Genomic DNA, 19,359 nt, shown 5'->3' on the forward strand with positions numbered 1-19,359 from the left:
GCCATGGTTGGACGGATCATCACCACCGAAGACGATGTGGCCGAGGGCGCGGCCTGGCTTGCCGCGCGCGAGCCGGCCTTCGCGCGCGCGCTCGACACCACCGGCCCCTGGCCGCTGCGCCGCCGTGCCGACGGCTTCGAGGCGCTGCGCGACGCGATCATCGGCCAGCAGGTCTCGGTCGCGGCGGCGAATGCGATCCGGGGCAAGGTTCTGGCCGCAGGGTTCGGCGCCGAGGCGGCGCTGGCCTCGGCCTCGGAAGAGGCTCTGCGCGGCTGTGGGCTCTCGCGGCAGAAGGTGCGCTATCTGCAGGCGCTGGCGGGCTCGGGCATCGACTTCGCCGCGCTGCGCGGGCTTCCCGACGAGGAGGTGATCGCGACGCTGCTGCCGCTTCCGGGCATCGGGCGCTGGACCGTCGAGATGTATCTGATCTTCGCGCTTGGCCGCGCCGATGTCTTCGCCGTCGACGATCTGGCGCTGGCCGAGGCGGCGCGGCTGCTCTTCGATCTGCCCGAGCGGCCGAAGCGGCGCGTCTTCAACGACCTTGCCGCCGCCTGGTCGCCCTGGCGGGCGGTTGCGGCGCGCGGCCTTTGGGCGTGGTATGCGGCGATGAAACAACGAGAGGGAGTGGCGCCATGACGCGCGAGCTGAAATCGGGGCGCGTGGCGCCGCAGTCGGGCGAGGTGAAATCGCTCGTCGTGTTCCTGCACGGCTATGGTGCGGACGGGGCGGATCTGCTGGGCCTCGCCGAGCCGCTTGCCCCGCACCTGCCCGACACGCTTTTCATCGCCCCCGACGCGCCCGAGCCCTGCGCCGGCAATCCGTTCGGCCGGCAGTGGTTCCCGATCCCGCGGCTTGACGGCTCGTCCGAGGCCGAGGCTGCCGAGGGGCTGGCGCGCGCGGCCGGGGACCTGAACGCCTTCCTTGACGGGCTGCTTGCCGCCGAGGGGCTGAGCCCGTCGCAGCTCGCGCTTGTGGGCTTCTCGCAGGGCACGATGATGTCGCTCGAGGTGGCGCCGCGGCGGGCCGAGCCGGTGGCCTGTGTCGTTGCCTTCTCGGGGCGGCTGCTGCGGCCCGAGGCGCTGGCGGCGGAGACGGTGTCTAGGCCGCCGGTGCTGCTGCTGCATGGCGACGCCGATCCGATGGTGCCGTTCGAGGAGATGAGCGTGGCGGGCGACGCGCTGGTGGCGGCCGGATTCGAGACCTACGGCCATGTGATGAAGGGCACGGGGCACGGCATTTCGCCCGACGGGCTGAGCGTGGCGCTGGCCTTCCTGAAGCAGTATCTGCCTGGCTGATCCGCGCCTTGCCCGGAAAACGGGCAGCTGTCATATCCCTGTCGTGCCGCCATGCGATCCATGCTGCATGGCGGCGAGGTCGCAGATCGCGATGCTTGCCAGACGCGGAACGCCATATATAGTTGAGACATGGCAGGGGCGGGCTCCCCGCCCCGGTGCCGGATCGGCGACAGGGCGGAAGTGGGGTGCATATGCTGGACCATGGCGACAGGTCGGAGTTTCGAACGCAATTCGTGCGTGAGCCATCGGCGCTGCGCCATTATCCGGCGCTGGTGCTGAATGCCGATTTCCGGCCGCTCAGTTACTACCCGCTCTCGCTCTGGCCCTGGCAGGAGACGATCAAGGCGGTCTGCCTCGACCGGGTTTCGATCCTCGCCGAATACGAGGAGGTGGTGCGCTCGCAAAGAGAGGCGATACGCATCCCCTCGGTGGTCGTGCTGAAAGAATTCGTCCGTCCTCAGAAGCGCGTGGCTTTCACGCGCTTCAATCTTTTTCTGCGGGACGGTTTTTGCTGCCAGTATTGCGGCTCGAAGGGGGATCTGACCTTCGACCATGTCGTGCCGCGCTCGAAGGGCGGGGTGACAAGCTGGGAGAATGTCGTCGCCGCCTGTGCGCCGTGCAACCTGAAGAAGGCCAACAAGTCGCTGCGCGCCTCGGGGCTGCGGCTGAAGCAGGCGCCGAAGGCGCCAACGCCGGGCGAGATGCATGAGGCCGGGCGGCGCTTCCCGCCGGGGCATCTGCACGAAAGCTGGATCGACTTTCTCTACTGGGACGCCGAGCTCGACGAATGAGGCGGCAGGGCCCGGCCCGGGGCCGGGTTATTCGACCCTGGCAATCAGCCGCATCAGCGCCGCCGCGCACAGCAGCGCGATCGCCAGAGCCGCAAGCGGCACCCCCGCTTTCGCGGCCATCCACAGCGTCACCCCGGCGGCCAGGATCACCGCACAGATCAGCAGCAGGAAATGGGGCAGGGGTATCGGTTCCATCGCGGGCCTCCTGATCCATACTATGGGCATCCGCGGCGCAAAGGAAAAGCCCCCTGTGCACGCGCAGCACGGCAGTGCCCATCACGCTTGAGTGCGCGCGAATCGGCTTGAACATGTTCCTGCTTTGTTCCAGATTCGGCGCATGACCGAGCTGCCCCTGATCCTGCCCCCCGCCGATCCGCGCCAGCGCCTGAAGGCGCGGGGCGCCGCGAGCCGGCCGGTCGGCCGGTTCGAGCCCTATGAGCGGCTGTGGGAGCCCGACGGCTGGGACCTGCCCGAGGACGAGGCGCTGTTGCGCACCGAGGTCAGCATCGAGCATCCGCGCACCATCATCACCCGCAACGACAGCCCCGACGTGCCCTTCGGGCGCTCGATCAACCCCTATCGGGGCTGCGAGCACGGCTGCATCTACTGCTTCGCGCGGCCCTCGCATGGCTATCTCGGCCTGTCGGCGGGGCTCGATTTCGAGACCCGGCTGATCGCCAAGCCCGACGCACCCGCGGTGCTCGGGCGCGAGCTGCGGCGCAAGGGCTATCAGGTGGCGCCGATCGCCATCGGCACCTCGACCGATCCCTATCAGCCGATCGAGGCGAAGATGGGGGTGATGCGCGGTGTGCTCGAGGTGCTTGACGCCTTCAACCATCCGGTGACGATCACCACCCGCGGCGCGGGCGTGCTGCGTGACCTCGATCTGATCGCCGGGATGGCGGAGCGGGGGCTCGTGCATGTGGGCATCAGCCTGACCACGCTCGACGAGGAGCTGGCGCGGAAGATGGAGCCGCGCGCGCCGGCGCCGCGCACCCGGCTGCGGATGATCCGCGAGCTGGCGCGGGCCGGGGTGCCGGTGCGGGTGATGGCGGCGCCGATCATCCCGGGGCTGACCGATCACGCGCTTGAGGCGATCCTGACCGAGGCGCGGCGGGCGGGGGCGCAGGCGGCGGCGATGATCCCGCTGCGCCTGCCCGACGAGGTGGCGCCGCTGTTCGCCGACTGGCTGCAGCGCCACTACCCGGCGCGGGCCGGGCGGGTGCTGAACGCGATCGCGGCCTTCCGCGGCGGGCGGCTGAACGATCCGCGTTTCGGCAGCCGGATGACCGGCGAGGGCACCGAGGCCGAGCTGCTGGCGCAGCGCTATGCGCTGTCGTGCCGCCGGCTTGGCCTCGACCGGCCGCTGCCGGTGCTCGATCTCAGCCGTTTCGCGCCGCCGCCGCGGGCGGGCGATCAGCTCGAGCTGTTCTAGGCGCGGCGGGGGGCGGCGACCGGCTGCGCCGCGCCAAGCCGCGCGGTGATCTCGTCATGCGTCGGGCGCGCGTCGCGGGGCGTGGTTTCCAGCGCCGCGCGCATCGCGTCGAGATGCGCCGCCGTCAGCCCCGCACCGCCACCGATGATCCGCGCGCCGGCGTCGCGCGCGAGCCGGGCGAATTCCGCCATCCGGCGCGGATCGCTCTCGGTGCCATCCTCGGTCAGGTCGTCGGTCTGCGCATCGGCCTGGGCGATCAACGGGTGCTCGACCCCGGCCGCGCAGAGCGTGAGCAGCGTGTGCAAAAGCCGTGCCGGCCCCGGCCCCTCGGCGCCAAGGGCCTCGGGCTGTGGTGCCAGCGCGCCGGCCTGCGCCGCGAAGGGGGCGGGGGCGAGGCCCATCAGCGTGCGCCCGGCGGTGTCGAAGCGCATCGTGCCGCACCAGCCGAGTCCGGCGCGCTGCGCCGCCTCGGCCGCGGCCGCGAGTTCCTCGAGTGCGGCGAAGCCGCCGAGCCACAGCACGCTTGCGCCGCCCTCGCGCAGCGCCTCGGCCTGTTCGTGGAAGATCTCGACGGCAAGCGCGTGGCGCAGCGTGCCCATCGGCGCGAAGATCTCGCCCGTCGGCCCGATTGCGCCGGCGACGACCACCTGCCGGTCGGTGCGCTCGGCCGCCTCCTGCGCGATCTCGGCCGCGGTGCGGCTGAGCATGCCGGCGCGGGCCTGCGCGCCATAGGGGCGCAGCCGCGAGGCATTGGCACCGGCCGAGTTCGTGCGGATCAGATCCGCGCCCGCGTCGATCGCGGCCTTCGCCACCGCCTGCATCCGGGCGGGGGCGGCAAGGGCCGCGGGGGTGCCGCGTTCGAGCGCAAGCCCTGCGGGGCCGCGCTCGGGCAGGCCGTCGGTCAGCATCCAGTCGCGCGCGGCAAGCAGATGGGCGAGGGTCTCGGCAGGCATGGCGTCACTTCCTGTGCGGCGCGGCGGCGGGCAGCTTGCGGGCGCGGATGTGAAAAACCCCCCGGCAGCACCGGAGGGCGTGTTTCGGGATCGGCGGGGCCTGGCCCCGGATCAGCCCTCGGCGATCTGTTTGGCGGCGGCGTGCAGCGCTTCGGCAAGCTTGGCGCGGATCGCGGCCTCGTCGGCGCGCGGGCCGAGGTCGGCCACCAGCTTGCGGATCACGTCTTCCTTGCCGGCTTCGAAGAAATCGGCGGTGAGCAGCGAGGAGACGTAGGTGTCGGCCTCCTCATCCGCCTTGCCCATCAGTTCGGCGGCCCATTGCGCGACCATCTTCACCGCGCGTGCGCCCTCGCGAAACCGTTTGTCGGTGTCATGGGCGAACTTCGATTCATATGCCTGTTCGCGGTCGTCAAAGGTGGTCATGGCCGTGTCCCCCCGGGAAATTGGTTGCCCTTAAACTGACATATGCCCGCCTCGGCGGGGCACTTCAAGGGTGCAGATCGGCGCAGAACGACCGCTAGCGCTAATGCTGCGGGCGCGAATGGCGGCTGGCAAATCGGCAGCGGCCACACGCCTTTGCCTTGCGGCGCCGCAAGCCTTGTCCTATAGGGGCGAAAAGGGCCCTGCGCCCGTTTGCCCGGTGCGGGCCCAGGGGAGCTGCCCCCCGGGCAGCCGGGCCGCAGAAGGAACCATTGCCCATGTCACCGCGCCGCAAGAAGATCTACGAAGGCAAGGCGAAGATCCTGTACGAAGGCCCGGAGCCCGGCACGCTCGTCCAGTATTTCAAGGATGACGCGACCGCCTTCAACGCGCAGAAGAAGGCGACGATCGAAGGCAAGGGCGTGCTGAACAACCGCCTGTGCGAATTCTTCATGAACGGGCTGACCAACGTCGGCATCCCGAACCACTTCATCCGCCGCCTGAATATGCGCGAGCAGCTGATCCGCCAGGTCGAGATCATCCCGCTCGAGGTGATCGTGCGCAACTTCGCCGCCGGCTCGATCGCGAAACGTCTGGGCATGGAAGAGGGCACCGCCCTGCCGCGCCCGATCGTCGAATACAGCTACAAGAACGACGCGCTCGGCGATCCGCTGGTGCCCGAGGAATACATCGTCGCCTTCGGCTGGGCGAACCAGCAGGATCTGGACGACATCGTGTCGCTGGCGCTGCGGGTGAACGATTTCCTCGCCGGCGTGTTCTTCGGCGTCGGCATCAAGCTCGTCGATTTCAAGATCGAGATCGGCCGGGTCTGGGATGGCGATTTCATGCGCCTGATCGTTGCCGACGAGATCTCGCCCGACAGCTGCCGGCTGTGGGACATGAAGACCGGCGCGCATCTCGACAAGGACGTGTTCCGCCGCGATCTGGGCAGCCTGACGGATGCCTATACCGAGGTGGCGAAGCGTCTCGGCGTGCTGCCGACCAATCCCGAGCCGATGAAGCCCACCCTGATCAACTGAGGAGCGCCCGCGATGAAGGCCCGTGTTCATGTCATGCTGAAGGATGGGGTGCTCGACCCGCAGGGCGAGGCCGTGCGCGCCGCGCTTGGCCACATGGGCTTCTCGGGCGTCGAGGCCGTGCGCCAGGGCAAGGTGATCGAGCTTGATCTCGCCGCGACCGACAAGGCCGCGGCGGAGGCCGAGGTCAAGGCGATGTGCGAGAAGCTGCTCGCCAACACCGTGATCGAGAAATACACCGTCGAGATCGCCTGAGGGCGCCGGGGCTCTGCCCCGGACCCCGAGGTATTTGCGCCAAGAAGAAGCTAGGGAGCCCCTGAGATGAAAGCCGCCGTCATCACCTTCCCCGGGTCGAACTGCGACCGCGACCTCTATGACGCCTTCGCGAAGGCAGGCGACGAGGTGGTGAAGGTCTGGCACAAGGAGACCGAGCTGCCGGCGGGCATCGACGTCATCGGCATTCCGGGCGGCTTTTCCTTTGGTGACTATCTGCGCTGCGGCGCGATCGCCTCGCGCTCGCCGATCGGCCAGGCCGTGGTCGATTTCGCGCAGCGTGGCGGCTACGTGCTGGGCGTGTGCAACGGCTTCCAGGTGCTGACCGAGATGGGGCTGCTGCCGGGCGCGCTGATGCGCAACGCGGGGCTCAAATTCATCTCGAAGCCCGTCGCGCTGACGGTGACGACCACCGACAGCGCCTTCACCTCGGGCTATGGCCCGGGGCAGGAGATCGTGATCCCGATCGCGCATGCCGAGGGCAATTACCAGATCGACGCCGAGGGGCTGAAGCAGCTTCGGGGCGAGGATCGCGTCGCCTTCCGCTATGTGGAAAACCCGAATGGCGCGACCGACGACATCGCCGGCGTGCTGAGCGCCAACCGCCGGGTGCTGGGCATGATGCCGCATCCCGAGCGGGTGGTGGAGCCCGCGCAGGGCGGCACCGACGGGGCGGCGCTTTTCCGCGCGTTGAGCTCGGTGATGGCGCTGGCGTGATCGCCGCCGCCTTGTTGGTCCGGCGCCTTCGGCCTAGATTGGCGCCATGCCCGCAAGACGCATGACCACAGATCAGACGAGCCTTTCCGAGCCCGAGCGGCGCGGTCGGCGGCGCGTGTTTGGGCGGATTGCCGGGGCCGGGGTCGTCGCTGTCGCGGTGGCGGTGATCTGGTCCACCAACGCCTGGCTGACCGAGCGGTTCACCGAGACGACGCGGGTGCGCACCGAACTGCGGCTGGCGCTTTACTCCGGCAACATCCTCTCTGAGCTGCAGCGCACCTCGGTGGTGCCGCTTCTGCTTGCCCGCGATCCGGTGCTGACCAATGCCCTCGAGACCGGGGATTTCTCGAAAAGCTCGGCGCAGCTGATCTCGGCGCGCGAGGATATCGCCGCGGCCTCGATCCGGCTTCTCGACATGGACGGGCGGGTGGTGGCGGCGACGAACCGCAACCTTCTGGGCACCTCCTATGCGAGCGAGCCGTTCTTCGTCGAGGCGCAACGCTCGCGCGAGACGATCTTCACCGCCGCCTCGGGGGCGACCGGGGCGACGGAATTCGACTATTCCCGCGCCCTTGTCGCCGATGGCCGGGCGATCGGGGTGATCGTCGTCGAGGCGGAACTGTCGAAGTTCGAACGCTCCTGGGCGGGGATCTCGGATGCGGTCGCGGTGACCGACAGCGAGGGCCGGATCATCCTGACGACCGAGCCGAAATGGCGCGGGCTGACGGTGGCCGAGGCGCTGTCGGCGCGCTCTGCCCCGACCGCGATCGAGCGCGCGCTGCAGGTCACGGCCGACTGGGCGAACGAGCCGCCCGACGCCTATCTGAGGGGGCAGGCGGTGATGCGCACCGAGACCCGCATCCCCTTCCGCGGCTGGCGGATGATCGCCTTCACCAGTTATGAATCGGTGCGCGAGAAGGTGAATGCCGTCCTCGCGATGGAGATCATGGGCTTTGCCATCCTGCTCGCCGCCGGGTTTTACGTGCTGTCGCGGCGGGCGCGGGTGCAATCGCTCGCCTATCGCCGCGAATCGGCCGATCTGCGGGCGCTGAACGCACGGCTCAGCCGCGAGATCGCCGAGCGCGAGAAGGTGCAGAAGGATCTGGCCGTCGCCGAGCAGACGCTGGCGCAATCCTCGAAGCTCGCGGCGCTTGGCGAGATGTCGGCCGCAGTGAGCCACGAGCTGAACCAGCCGCTTGCCGCGATGAAGACCTATCTCGCCGGCGCGCGGCTGCTGTTGCAGCGCGCCCGGACCGAGGAGGCACTGAGCTCGTTCCAGCGCATCGACGATCTGATCGAGCGGATGGGGGCGATCACCCGGCAGCTGAAATCCTATGCGCGCAAGGGCGGCGAGGCCTTCGAGCCGGTCGATCTGCGCGCCGCGATCAGCTCGGCGCTGGCGATGATGGAGCCGCAGCTGAAGGCGCGCACGGTGCGCATCACCCGGGTGTTGCCGCGCGAGCCGGTGATGGTGATGGCCGACCGGATCCGGCTCGAGCAGGTGATCATCAACCTTTTGCGCAACGCGCTTGACGCGACCAAGGGGCGGGCGGAGCCGGCGATCGAGCTGATCCTCGCCACCGGCGAGACCGCGGTGCTGGGCGTGCGCGACAACGGGCCCGGGATCTCGGATCTGCAAAAGCTGTTCGAGCCGTTCTGGACGACGAAGAAACCGGGGGAGGGGACGGGGCTGGGGCTCGCGATTTCCTCCTCCATCGTCAGCGATTTCGGCGGTCGGCTGACCGCACATAATGCCGAGGAAGGGGGCGCGGTCTTCGAGATGCAGCTGCCGCTGATCTCGGAGGACACGACAGCGCCCAGGGGCGCAAAGGCAGCGGAGTAGCACATGGCACGGATGATGAAGGTGGCGATCGTCGACGACGAGGAAGACATGCGCCAGTCGGTGAGCCAGTGGCTGGCGCTCTCGGGTTTCGACACGGAGACCTATGCGAGCGCCGAGGAGGCGCTGAAGGTGATCGGCACCGACTGGCCGGGGGTGGTGATCTCCGACATCCGGATGCCGGGGATGGACGGGATGGCGTTTCTGAAACGCCTGATGGGGCTCGATTCCGGGTTGCCGGTGATCATGATCACCGGCCATGGCGACGTGCCGATGGCGGTCGAGGCGATGCGCCTTGGCGCGATGGACTTCATGGAAAAGCCCTTCAACCCCGACCGGATGACCGAGCTGGCGAAGCGCGCGACGCAGGCGCGGCGGATGACGCTCGACAACCGCGCGCTGCGCCGCGACCTCGCCGAGGGGGCGCAGGTGATGGGCAAGCTGATCGGCACCTCGGCGGCGATGGAGCGGCTGCGCGAGGATATCCTCGATCTCAGCCAGGCCGACGGCCACGTGCTGATCGACGGCGAGACCGGCACCGGCAAGTCGCTGGTGGCGCTCGCGCTCCACGCGACCGGCCCGCGTGCCGGCAAGAAATTCGTCGTGGTCAGCTGCGCCGCCTATGCCGAGGAAGCGCTCAGCGCCAAGCTCTTCGGCCCGGTCGAGGAGGGCGGCTCGCTGCCGCTCGTCGAGGAGGCGCGCGGCGGCACGCTGGTGCTCGAGGATGTCGAGGCGCTGAGCCAGTCGCTGCAGGCGCGTCTGCTGACCTTCATCAACGAGCAGGGCACGCCGGCCGAGACCCGCATTCTTGCCGTGTGCAACGCCCATGGCGAGGGCCGCACGCTCGAGGACGCGCTGCGCCCCGACCTTTACTTCCGCCTCGCCGCGCACAAGATCACCCTGCCGCCGCTGCGCGCGCGCGGCGAGGATATCCTGACCATCTTCACCCGCATGGCCGAACAATTCGCCGAGGAATACGGCTGCGACGCGCCCGAGGTCTCGGCGCAGGAGGCGGCACAGCTCTTGCAGGCGCCCTGGCCCGGCAACGTGCGTCAGCTGATCAATGTGGCCGAGCGCGCCGTGCTGCAGGCGCGCCGCGGCTCGGGCTCGATCGCCTCGCTGCTGATGGCCGACAACGAAGAGGCCGGCCCGGCGATGACCACCGAGGGCAAGCCGCTGAAGGAATATGTCGAGAACTTCGAGAAGATGCTGATCGACAACACGATGCGCCGGCACAAGGGGGCGATCTCGGCGGTGATGGACGAGCTGTGCCTGCCGCGCCGTACGCTGAACGAGAAGATGGCGAAATACGGCCTGACCCGGCAGGACTACATCTGAGGGGCAGGCGCGGCCCACGGTCCGCGCCGCCCCTTCCACTTCCAATTGCTCCAAATATCCCGGGGGTGAGGGCGCAGCCCGAGGGGGCAGCGCCCCCTTGCGCGGCAACCGCTGCGCTCCGGCCTTCCCGCTTCGCGCCCGCCGCGACGAAAAAGCGATTGTCATTGCCGCGGCCGCGCGGCTATTGTCGTTTTATGTCGGCGGGACGCTGCCTCTTGGCGTTTCGTCCACGGATTTCGCTGATTTCGGGGCCAGGAAGTGCGCGATGGCGCCTTCGCGCCCGGATCAACCGATTGGCCGAAAGGCCGCTCTCTTGCCCCCAAGGCCTTGATCCGCGGGGGTTTCAATTGGGTGACGGGGCCTCCCCCGCACTTGGGAAAGAACCGCGATGATGCGTGGACAGGATGGGCTGGTGATGACGGGCGGGCCTTTGGCCGCCGCCGCCGGCGTGTCGGTCCCCGTGCTCGCCTCAACGAAAAACCATGTCCGCGCCGCCTCTCCCCCCGGGGAGGGGCGGCCGCGGGTGTGGGGAAACTGGATTCATGGCAAAGAAAATGCTCATCGATGCCACCCACGCGGAGGAAACCCGCGTCGTGGTGGTGGACGGCAACAAGGTCGAGGAATTCGACTTTGAGACCATCAACAAGCGGCAGCTCGCCGGCAATATCTATCTGGCAAAAGTGACGCGGGTGGAGCCTTCGCTCCAGGCCGCTTTTGTCGATTACGGCGGCAACCGCCACGGCTTCCTCGCCTTCGCGGAAATCCACCCCGATTACTACCAGATCCCGGTCGCTGACCGGCAGGCGCTGATCGAGGAAGAACGCGCCTATGCCGAGGCCGAGGAGGCCGAGGAGACGAAGTCGCGCTCGCGCCGGTCGCGCTCGCGCTCGCGCAGCCCGGCGAAGGCCGAGAAGGCCGCCGAGACCGATGCGGTCGTCCGCTCCGAGGACATCCCCGGCATGGCGGTGGTCGATCTCGGGGCCGAGACGGCCGAAGGCGAGGCGCTGATCGCCGCGCCGGTCGAGACCGTCGACGTGCTCGGCGCGCCGGAGCCGGCCGAGGCGCTCCGGGCCGAAGACTTCGCCGCTGCCGAAGCGGGGGACGACGGGCGCGACGCCGAAGACGAGAACACCGACGAGGATGGCGCGGCTTCGGCCGATGACGGCATCGAGTCGGTCGCCGAGGAAGATGTCCGCGAGGAGATCCACGCGCCCCGCAAGCCGCGTCCGCGCCGCTACAAGATCCAGGAAGTGATCAAGGTGCGCCAGATCATGCTGGTGCAGGTGGTGAAGGAAGAACGCGGCAACAAGGGCGCCGCGCTCACCACCTATCTGTCGCTTGCCGGCCGCTACTGCGTCTTGATGCCGAACACCGCGCGCGGTGGTGGCATCTCGCGCAAGATCACCAACGCCGCCGACCGCAAGAAGCTGAAGGAGATCGCCTCCGAGCTCGAGGTGCCGCAGGGCGCCGGGCTGATCATCCGCACCGCGGGCGCACAGCGCACCAAGACCGAGATCCGCCGCGACTACGAATACCTGATGCGGCTGTGGGAGCAGATCCGCGAGCTCACGCTGCGCTCGATCGCCCCGGCGCCGATCTATGAGGAAGGCGACCTGATCAAGCGCTCGATCCGCGACCTCTACTCGAAGGACATCGACGAGGTGCTGGTCGAGGGCGAACGCGGCTATCGCGTCGCCAAGGACTTCATGAAGATGATCATGCCGTCCCACGCGAAAAGCGTCACCAACTATCACGAACAGCTGCCGCTCTTCGCGCGCTTCCAGGTGGAAAGCTATCTTTCCTCGATGTTCAACCCGGTGGTGCAGCTGAAATCGGGCGGCTACATCGTCATCGGCGTGACCGAGGCGCTGGTCGCCATCGACGTGAACTCGGGCCGGGCCACCAAGGAAGGCTCGATCGAGGACACGGCGCTGAAGACCAACCTCGAGGCCGCCGACGAGGTTGCCCGCCAGCTGCGCCTGCGCGACCTGGCGGGGCTGATCGTCATCGACTTCATCGACATGGAAGAGCGCAAGAACAACGCCGCCGTCGAGAAGCGGATGAAGGAGAAGCTGAAGACCGACCGCGCCCGCATCCAGGTGGGCCGGATCTCGGGCTTCGGGCTGATGGAGATGAGCCGGCAGCGGCTGCGTCCGGGGATGCTGGAATCGACCACGCAGCCCTGCCCGCATTGCCATGGCACCGGGCTGATCCGCTCGGATGACAGCCTGGCGCTGCAGGTGCTGCGCGCGATCGAGGAAGAGGGCACCCGCAAGCGTTCGCGCGAAGTGCTGGTGAAATGCCCGGTCGCGGTGGCGAACTACCTGATGAACGCCAAGCGCGAGCATATCGCCGGGATCGAGGCGCGCTATGGCATGGCGGTGCGGCTCGAGGCCGACCCGATGCTGGTCAGCCCGGACTTCTCGATCGAGAAGTTCAAGACCGCAACGCGCGTCGTGCCCGATCCGATGAGCCAGGCGGTGCACGCCACGGCCGAGCTGATGGCCGAGATCGACGAGGCGGAGATCGACGAGGACGAAGACCTCGAGGAGATCGAGGCCGAGACCGAAACCGAGATCGAGGCGGAGGTCGAGGATAACGCGGCCGAGATCGGCGAGGGCGAGGATCAGCCGAAGAAGAAGAAGCGTCGGCGTCGGCGGAAGAAGAAGTCTGGCCCGGGGACCGCTGCGGCGGCGGGCGAGGCGTCGGATGCCGAGGACGAGGACGAGGGCGGCGAGCCTGTCGACGAGGACGAGGCGGCCGAGGATGCGGCGCGCGCGGCGGCGGCGGCGGCTCTGGCCACGGTGGACCTGCCCGAGCTGCCGGTGGATGCCCCGGCCGACGTCGTGACCGAAGCGGCGGCGCCGGCGGTGCCGGTCGAGGCCGCTGCGACGGAGGTCGTCGTGACCGAGACCGAAGCGGAAGCGCCCGTCGAGGAAGCCCCGAAGAAGTCGAGCCGGTCGCGCTCGACGAGCGCGAAGTCGTCGACGTCGAAGACCACGGCGCCGAAGACCTCCTCGTCGCGCAAGAAGACGGTGAAGGCTGCCGAGGGCGAGGAGGGGGAGGCCGCCCCCGCGCCGAAGAAGACGACGAGCAGCCGCTCGCGCAAGAAGGTGGTTCCGGCGGAGCCCGCCGCCGAAGCGGTGACAGCCGCCGAGCCTGCAGCGCCGGTGGAAACGCCCGCGGCGCCGCCGGCCGAGGCCCCTGCGGCCCCGCCTGCGGAAACGCCGGTCGTGACCCCGGTCGAGGCGCCGGCGGCGCCGGTGATCGAGACCCCGGTCGAGGCGCCCGCCGAGCTGCCGGACGAGATGCCGGGCGAGGAGGCGCGCGCCTCGACCGCGCCGAAGCGCCGTGGCTGGTGGTCGGCCTGATCCGATTGCACGGGAGATGACGAACGCCGGGCCCTGTGCCCGGCGTTTTTCGTTTCGGGATTACCCCTTGCGCACGAGATAGCGCAGCCCGGCCGTGTCCTCGGCCGAAATCAGGACATGTCCGGCCCCGGCACAGAAATGCGGCACGTCGATCCAGCTGGCGCCGTCGGTCGCCAGAAGCTCGACCACCGCGCCCGCAGGCAGGGTGGCGAGCACCCTGCGCAGGCGCAGGACGGGCAGCGGGCAGAGCAGGCCCCGCGCGTCGATGGTGGTGGCGATGTCCATGGTTTCGGGCTAGCCGCGCTGCGCCGATTTGTCCACGCGCTTGTGAGCGGCAGGCCGATGACGGGCGGGGGCGGGGATGCTAAGGAGGGGCATGTTCGGAATTGACCTCATCGACGCCGCCTTCCTGCCCGCCGCGCTGGTCGCGCTGGTGGCCGGGCTTTTGTCCTTCCTCAGCCCCTGTGTGCTGCCGATCGTGCCACCCTACCTCGCCTATATGGGCGGGGTCAGCATGGGCGATCTGCGCGAGGGCCGCGGCTCGGCGGTGCTGCCGGCGCTGTTCTTCGTGCTGGGGCTCTCCACCGTTTTCCTGCTGATGGGCTTTGCCGCCTCGGCCTTCGGCCAGTTCTTCCTGTCGAACCAGGAGCTGTTCGGCCGCATCGCGGGGGCGGTCATCATCGGGCTCGGACTGCACTTCCTCGGCCTCTACCGGATCCCGATCCTCGACCGCGAGGCGCGGCTCGATGCGGGCGAGCAGGGCGGATCGAGCCTCGGTGCCTATGTGCTGGGGCTTGCCTTCGCCTTCGGCTGGACCCCCTGCATCGGGCCGCAGCTGGGCGCCATCCTGTCGATCGCGGCGCAGGGCGGCGACCTTGCGCGCGGCACCGGGCTGCTTGCGGTCTATGCCGCGGGGCTCGGCATCCCCTTCCTGCTCGCGGCGATCTTCATCCAGCGCGCGATCGGGGTGATGAACCGGATCAAGCGGCACATGGGGCTGATCGAGAAGGTCATGGGCGCGCTTCTGGTGATCGTCGGGTTCCTGCTGCTGACGAATGCGTTTTCGGCGATCAGTTTCTGGCTGCTCGAGACCTTCCCGGGGCTGGCACAGCTCGGCTGACGGAGGCAGGGGGCGCTGCCCCCTCGGCCCTGTCGGGCCTCACCCCCGGGATATTTGCGGCAATTGGAAGCAGGAAGGCCCGTGTCTTCCAATCGCGCCAAATATCCCGGGGGTGAACTTTGCCGCCAGGCAAAAGAGGGGGCAGCGCCCCCTGCTTTCAGACCGTCCAGTCGGGTTTGCGCTTTTCGATGAAGGCGCTGATCCCTTCCTCGGTGTCGCGCCAGAGCATGTTCTCGACCATCACGGCCGCGGTGTGTTCATAGGCGGCGGCGAGATCGAGGGGCATCTGGTCGTAGAAGGCGCGCTTGCCGATCTTCACCGCCGCGCCGAGTTTCGCGGCAAGGGTCTCGGCCAGCCGCCCGGTCTCGCTGGCGAGGGCCTCGTGCGGCGCGATGCGGTTCACGAGCCCCACCTCGCGGGCGCGGGCGGCGTCGATGAACTCGCCCGTCGTCAGCATCTCGAAGGCGACCTTGCGCGGCACGTTGCGGGTGAGCGCCACCATCGGCGTCGAGCAGAAGAGCCCGATGTTCACCCCGTTCACGCCAAAGCGCGTGCCCTCGGCCGCGACGGCGAGATCGCAGCTCGCGACGAGCTGGCAGCCGGCCGCGGTGGCGATGCCATGCACCTCGGCGATCACCGGTTGCGGCAGCGCGGGGATCATCTGCATCACCTCGGCGCAGCGGAAGAAGAGATCGGCGAAATAGGCGCGGCCCTTGTCGGCGGCCTGCCGGCCCGCCTGCATCTCCTTCAGGTCATGGCCGGCGCAGAAGGCCTTGCCCGCGCCCTTCAGCACCACGACCTTCACCGAGCCGTCCCCGCCCAGCTCGGTGAAGCGCGCCTTCAGCGCAGCAAGCATTGCGTCCGACAATGCATTCAGGCTGCCCGGGGCGTTCATCGTCAGATGCGCGACGACGCCACGTCGCTCGAGTTGCACGAGATCCGTCATTGAAATTCCTCCCTGTCGCGGAAACTCTAGGGAGCGGGAGCGAGGGAGGAAAGATGGAAATCGCAATGGACGAGGCGCGGCTTGCCGCCTTCATGGAAGAGGAATTTCCGCAGGTGGCGGGCGATTTCGTGATCGAGAGCGTGGGCGAGGAGCTGGTCGTGCGGCTGAAGGTGGGCGAGCTGCACCTGCGCCCGGGCGGCACGGTCTCGGGGCCGACGATGTTCGCACTCGCCGATGTCTCGGTCTGGCTTGCGATCCTGAGCCGGATCGGGCCGGTGGCGCTGGCGGTCACCACCGGGGCCTCGATCGACTTCATGCGCAAGCCTGCGGCGGGGCGCGACCTGATCGCGCGGGCGCGGCTTCTCAAGCTCGGCCGGGTGCTCGCGGTGGGGGATGTGCTGATCTTCTCGGAGGGCGAGGCGGCGCCCGTTGCGCGCTCGTCGATGACCTATTCGATCCCGCCGAAGGGGTGACTCGGGGCGATTTCGTGGGGTATCTTGATACCAATTTTTCAAGGCTTTGATTTTGCATTGAAAAATGGCGGGAGTCGGGCTTGCTTTTCGCGCGCCAATCGCGGAAAAGCCGGCATCCGAATTCCACAACCCTTCAAAGGGCGATCGAAATGAAAACCTATACCGCGAAACCGGCGGAGATCGAGAAGAAGTGGATCCTGATCGACGCCGAGGGCGTCGTTCTGGGCCGCCTCGCCACGATCGTTGCCATGCGCCTGCGTGGCAAGCACAAGCCGACCTTCACTCCGCACATGGACATGGGCGACAACGTGATCATCATCAACGCCGACAAGGTGCAGATGACGGGCACGAAGCGTGAAGACAAGCGCTACTACTGGCACACCAACCACCCGGGCGGGATCAAGTTCCGCACCGCGCGTCAGGTGCTCGAAGGGGCTCACCCCGAGCGTGTCGTGATCAAGGCCGTCGAGCGCATGATCTCGCGCAACCGTCTTGGCCGTGCGCAGATGTCGAACCTGCGCGTCTATGCCGGCACCGAGCATCCGCATGAAGCCCAACAGCCTGAAGTTCTGGACGTCAAGGTCCTGAACAAGAAGAACACCCGGAGCTGATCATGGCCGAAGAACTCAAGTCCCTCGACGATCTGAAGTCGGCCGTGTCGGGCGTCGCCGTGGCGACCGCCGAAGCCCCGGTCACCCGCGAAGCGCAGCGCGACTCGCTGAACCGCGCCTATGCCACCGGCAAGCGCAAGGACGCGGTCGCCCGCGTCTGGATCAAGCCCGGCTCGGGCAAGATCACCGTGAACGGCAAGGAAATGGCCGTGTATTTCGCGCGTCCGGTGCTCCAGCTGATCGTGAACCAGCCGTTCGGCGTCGCTGGCGTCGAAGGCCAGTATGACGTCGTCGCGACCGTTGCCGGCGGTGGCCTCTCGGGCCAGGCCGGTGCGGTGAAGCACGGCATCTCGAAGGCGCTGCAGCTGCACGAACCGGCGCTGCGTGCGCCGCTGAAGGCCGCGGGCTTCCTGACCCGCGACTCGCGCGTCGTCGAACGCAAGAAGTACGGCAAGGCGAAAGCCCGCCGCTCCTTCCAGTTCTCGAAGCGCTGATCTTCAGACCATCGCATCCGGAAAACGCGGTCCCTCGGGGCCGCGTTTTTCATTGTGCCGCAGCGGTGGCGGGGCGGGGGCGGCCTGGCTGTTCCCATGATCCGCGCTTTGCGGTAGAAACAGGGCAAAAGAACCATAACACAAGGCAGGCGCATGTCCGTATCGATGCTTTCCACCTTCATCAAGCCGATGCACCCGGAGGGGCGGAAGTTCGTCGCCATCTTCGCCGGTATCACGCTTGTGCTGTTCCTGATCTGGGTGCCGCTCGGCTGGCTCGGCACCGGGCTGACGGTCTGGTGCTATTACTTCTTCCGCGATCCGGTGCGGGTGACGCCCGCGCGCGAGGGGCTGATGGTCTCGCCCGCCGATGGCGTGGTCTCGCTGCTCGAACCCGCGGTGCCGCCGGCCGAGCTGGGCCTGGGCGATGCGCCGATGACCCGGGTTTCGGTCTTCATGTCGGTGTTCAACTGCCATGTGAACCGGCTGCCACTCGCCGGCCGCATCACCCGCATCGCCTACCGGCCGGGCAAGTTCCTCAATGCCTCGCTCGACAAGGCCAGCTCGGACAACGAGCGCAATGGCCTGGCCGTGGAAACCGCCGACGGGCGCCGCTACGGCGTGGTGCAGATCGCGGGCCTCGTGGCGCGGCGGATCCTGTGCGAGGTGAAGGAGGGCCAGGCGCTGATGACCGGCGCGCGATTCGGGCTGATCCGTTTCGGCTCGCGGCTTGATATCTACCTGCCCGAGGGGGTGAACCCGCTTGTCTGCATCGGCCAGACGATGGTCGCCGGCGAGACGGTGATCGCCGATCTTGCCTCGGACGAGGCCGCACGCACGGGCGGGGAGCGCTGAGATGGAGCCGCGCGAGCGCGAACAGATGCCGTTCCTGTTGCTCCTGCCCAACCTCGTGACGATCGCGGGGATGTGCCTCGGGCTGACCTCGATCCGCTACACGATGGTGGCGCAGTTCGAGACGGCGGTGGTGCTGGTGCTGCTCTCGGCGCTGATCGACGGTATGGACGGGCTGATTGCGCGGCGGCTGCGGGCGACCTCGGAATTCGGGGCGGAGCTCGACAGCCTGTCCGATTTCCTGTGCTTCGGCGTGGCGCCCGGGCTGCTTGTCTACCGCTTCGCGCTTGGCGAGGTGAATGCGATGGGCTGGGTGCTGGTGCTGGTCTTTGCCGCCGCCTGCTGCCTGCGGCTTGCCCGCTTCAACGTGATGCGCGGCGAGGACGGGGCGGGCAAGACCCATTTCACCGGGGTGCCGGCGCCGGCCGGGGCGATGCTGGCGCTGCTGCCGATCTATCTGAGCTTCTCGGGTCTGCTTGATCTGCGCGGCGCGCCGATGGGGGTGGCCTTCTGGCTCGGCCTGGTGGGCGTGCTGATGATCTCGCGCGTGCCGACCTTCTCGCCGAAGGCGCTGCGGGTGCCGCGCTGGGGCGTGGGGGCGCTGCTGATGGGCACGGTGATCGGCATGGGGCTGATCTTCACCCGGTTCTGGCTGCTGATGGTGATCGTCGATCTGATCTATGTCGCGACGCTGCTGCCGGGGGTGTGGAAGGTGCGCGGACGGGTTTTGCGCTGAGCCGCGATTCGACGGACGGAGTGGCCGGGCCTTGTGCCCGGCTTTTTTCATTTTCGCACCCGGGGCAGGGCGTGCGCATCCCCCGAAAGGGCAGATTCGGCGCTTCGTCCGACGCGAATCTGCCTCGATTCCGGGGGATCCGACGGTGAAGGCAGCCGGCATTCTGTGGATAAGCCGCGCATCCCATGCGCAGGCTGTCCGTGCGAAGCGCAGGACGCCCAAAAAATGCTCAATGAAATAAGGGCTACCCGAAAAAAGTGACAGTTCTGCGAAAAATCTGCTTGCGGAGGTCGGCGTGCAGCCGTAGAACCCCCCTCACCGAAGCGGAACACACCGCGACGGTCGCTGAAAGCGCCGAAACGGAAACGGATCGAGGCCGGAAGTGAACGAGGTTGATCGGCCGGAAGCGCCAAGATTGGTGCTGAAGGTTGTTTTTTGCCTCTGCTCTTTGAAATTGATAGATATCTGAAGAGATATGCGGGCGGTTTGGTCGACATCGACGCGGACCGTAGCATATCGCTCACTAGGGGCAGCCCGATGATGTGAGTAGTCAGCTTCACTGTTTGGCGGCTCTGGTTTCCAGAGACGACAAGCAGATGTGACGATCCGGCCTTTCGGGGTTGGATCAGATATGTGCACGGTTCGACGTCAAGGATAGCA

The 19,359-nt window shown here is 68.0% G+C and carries 21 protein-coding genes; 16 read left to right on the top strand and 5 right to left on the bottom strand.

Going from position 1 to position 19,359, the window contains the following annotated elements:
- The first annotated feature begins 3 nt into the window (after positions 1-3).
- The 3 genes from EOW66_RS14605 to EOW66_RS14615 all read left to right on the top strand — a co-directional run bounded on the left by EOW66_RS14605 (position 4) and on the right by EOW66_RS14615 (position 2,086).
- Positions 4-636: a DNA-3-methyladenine glycosylase family protein gene (locus EOW66_RS14605; protein WP_128157035.1), complete on the top strand. Its 633-nt coding sequence runs from the start codon at positions 4-6 to the stop codon at positions 634-636.
- Complete coding sequence (locus tag EOW66_RS14610; RefSeq protein WP_128157036.1) at positions 633-1,295, top strand: alpha/beta hydrolase; 663 nt, start codon at positions 633-635, stop codon at positions 1,293-1,295. The genes EOW66_RS14605 and EOW66_RS14610 overlap by 4 nt, the downstream gene beginning before the upstream one ends.
- Before the next feature lie 191 nt (positions 1,296-1,486).
- Positions 1,487-2,086, top strand: coding sequence for an HNH endonuclease (locus EOW66_RS14615; RefSeq protein ID WP_113899072.1), 600 nt, complete (start codon positions 1,487-1,489; stop codon positions 2,084-2,086).
- A 27-nt stretch (positions 2,087-2,113) separates the two neighbouring features.
- On the opposite strand, the gene EOW66_RS20430 is transcribed toward EOW66_RS14615, so the two are convergent.
- The gene (locus tag EOW66_RS20430; protein WP_164881132.1) at positions 2,114-2,281 is read right to left on the bottom strand and encodes a hypothetical protein; all 168 of its coding nucleotides are present in this window, start codon (positions 2,279-2,281) and stop codon (positions 2,114-2,116) included.
- A gap of 142 nt (positions 2,282-2,423) precedes the next feature.
- Between EOW66_RS20430 and EOW66_RS14620 the strand changes: the two genes are divergently transcribed.
- Positions 2,424-3,521 (top strand): PA0069 family radical SAM protein, encoded by a 1,098-nt coding sequence (locus EOW66_RS14620; RefSeq protein WP_128157037.1) that lies wholly within the window; start codon positions 2,424-2,426, stop codon positions 3,519-3,521.
- Here EOW66_RS14620 and EOW66_RS14625 read toward each other — a convergent pair.
- Positions 3,518-4,474, bottom strand: a complete 957-nt coding sequence (locus tag EOW66_RS14625; protein WP_128157038.1) for a homocysteine S-methyltransferase family protein — start codon at positions 4,472-4,474, stop codon at positions 3,518-3,520. The two genes, EOW66_RS14620 and EOW66_RS14625, sit on opposite strands and share 4 nt — an antisense overlap.
- Before the next feature lie 111 nt (positions 4,475-4,585).
- On the bottom strand, positions 4,586-4,897 hold the full coding sequence (locus tag EOW66_RS14630) for a DUF1476 domain-containing protein (protein WP_113899075.1): 312 nt from the start codon (positions 4,895-4,897) through the stop codon (positions 4,586-4,588).
- A gap of 275 nt (positions 4,898-5,172) precedes the next feature.
- On the opposite strand from EOW66_RS14630, the gene purC reads away from it, so the two are divergent.
- The 6 genes from purC to EOW66_RS14660 all read left to right on the top strand — a co-directional run bounded on the left by purC (position 5,173) and on the right by EOW66_RS14660 (position 13,470).
- Positions 5,173-5,934 carry a phosphoribosylaminoimidazolesuccinocarboxamide synthase gene (gene purC / locus EOW66_RS14635; RefSeq protein WP_128157039.1) on the top strand — a complete coding sequence of 254 codons (762 nt, stop codon included), beginning with the start codon at positions 5,173-5,175 and terminating at the stop codon, positions 5,932-5,934.
- Between the two features lie 12 nt (positions 5,935-5,946).
- Complete coding sequence (gene purS / locus EOW66_RS14640; protein ID WP_128157040.1) at positions 5,947-6,186, top strand: phosphoribosylformylglycinamidine synthase subunit PurS; 240 nt, start codon at positions 5,947-5,949, stop codon at positions 6,184-6,186.
- Between the two features lie 66 nt (positions 6,187-6,252).
- Positions 6,253-6,921: a phosphoribosylformylglycinamidine synthase subunit PurQ gene (gene purQ, locus EOW66_RS14645; RefSeq protein ID WP_128157041.1), complete on the top strand. Its 669-nt coding sequence runs from the start codon at positions 6,253-6,255 to the stop codon at positions 6,919-6,921.
- Positions 6,922-6,982: 61 nt separating this feature from the next.
- Positions 6,983-8,764: a sensor histidine kinase gene (locus EOW66_RS14650; RefSeq protein ID WP_113899079.1), complete on the top strand. Its 1,782-nt coding sequence runs from the start codon at positions 6,983-6,985 to the stop codon at positions 8,762-8,764.
- Between the two features lie 3 nt (positions 8,765-8,767).
- The gene (locus EOW66_RS14655) at positions 8,768-10,099 is read left to right on the top strand and encodes a sigma-54-dependent transcriptional regulator (protein WP_113899080.1); all 1,332 of its coding nucleotides are present in this window, start codon (positions 8,768-8,770) and stop codon (positions 10,097-10,099) included.
- Between the two features lie 542 nt (positions 10,100-10,641).
- Positions 10,642-13,470: an Rne/Rng family ribonuclease gene (locus EOW66_RS14660; RefSeq protein WP_128157042.1), complete on the top strand. Its 2,829-nt coding sequence runs from the start codon at positions 10,642-10,644 to the stop codon at positions 13,468-13,470.
- A gap of 60 nt (positions 13,471-13,530) precedes the next feature.
- Here the strand turns inward: EOW66_RS14660 and EOW66_RS14665 are convergent, their stop codons facing one another.
- The gene (locus tag EOW66_RS14665) at positions 13,531-13,755 is read right to left on the bottom strand and encodes a sulfurtransferase TusA family protein (protein ID WP_128157043.1); all 225 of its coding nucleotides are present in this window, start codon (positions 13,753-13,755) and stop codon (positions 13,531-13,533) included.
- Positions 13,756-13,846: 91 nt separating this feature from the next.
- Between EOW66_RS14665 and EOW66_RS14670 the strand changes: the two genes are divergently transcribed.
- Positions 13,847-14,590, top strand: coding sequence for a cytochrome c biogenesis CcdA family protein (locus tag EOW66_RS14670; protein WP_128157044.1), 744 nt, complete (start codon positions 13,847-13,849; stop codon positions 14,588-14,590).
- Between the two features lie 157 nt (positions 14,591-14,747).
- Here the strand turns inward: EOW66_RS14670 and EOW66_RS14675 are convergent, their stop codons facing one another.
- Entirely contained in the window at positions 14,748-15,536 is a 789-nt protein-coding gene (locus tag EOW66_RS14675) for an enoyl-CoA hydratase (RefSeq protein ID WP_128157045.1), read from the bottom strand.
- 53 nt (positions 15,537-15,589) lie between these two features.
- Here EOW66_RS14675 and EOW66_RS14680 point away from each other — a divergent pair, with 53 nt between their 5' ends.
- The 5 genes from EOW66_RS14680 to pssA all read left to right on the top strand — a co-directional run bounded on the left by EOW66_RS14680 (position 15,590) and on the right by pssA (position 18,699).
- Complete coding sequence (locus EOW66_RS14680; RefSeq protein ID WP_128157046.1) at positions 15,590-16,009, top strand: PaaI family thioesterase; 420 nt, start codon at positions 15,590-15,592, stop codon at positions 16,007-16,009.
- Positions 16,010-16,158: 149 nt separating this feature from the next.
- Positions 16,159-16,620, top strand: coding sequence for a 50S ribosomal protein L13 (rplM, locus tag EOW66_RS14685; RefSeq protein WP_113899086.1), 462 nt, complete (start codon positions 16,159-16,161; stop codon positions 16,618-16,620).
- Positions 16,621-16,622: 2 nt separating this feature from the next.
- Complete coding sequence (gene rpsI, locus EOW66_RS14690) at positions 16,623-17,114, top strand: 30S ribosomal protein S9 (protein ID WP_113899087.1); 492 nt, start codon at positions 16,623-16,625, stop codon at positions 17,112-17,114.
- A 135-nt stretch (positions 17,115-17,249) separates the two neighbouring features.
- Positions 17,250-17,966, top strand: coding sequence for a phosphatidylserine decarboxylase (locus EOW66_RS14695; RefSeq protein ID WP_338054884.1), 717 nt, complete (start codon positions 17,250-17,252; stop codon positions 17,964-17,966).
- Position 17,967: 1 nt separating this feature from the next.
- A complete protein-coding gene (gene pssA, locus EOW66_RS14700; RefSeq protein WP_128157048.1) occupies positions 17,968-18,699 on the top strand; it encodes a CDP-diacylglycerol--serine O-phosphatidyltransferase in 732 nt (243 codons plus the stop codon).
- Positions 18,700-19,359 lie beyond the last annotated feature (660 nt).

Origin of the sequence: Paenirhodobacter huangdaonensis (genome assembly GCF_004022465.1) — a bacterium.
In the GTDB taxonomy this organism is placed as follows: domain Bacteria; phylum Pseudomonadota; class Alphaproteobacteria; order Rhodobacterales; family Rhodobacteraceae; genus Rhodobacter; species Rhodobacter huangdaonensis.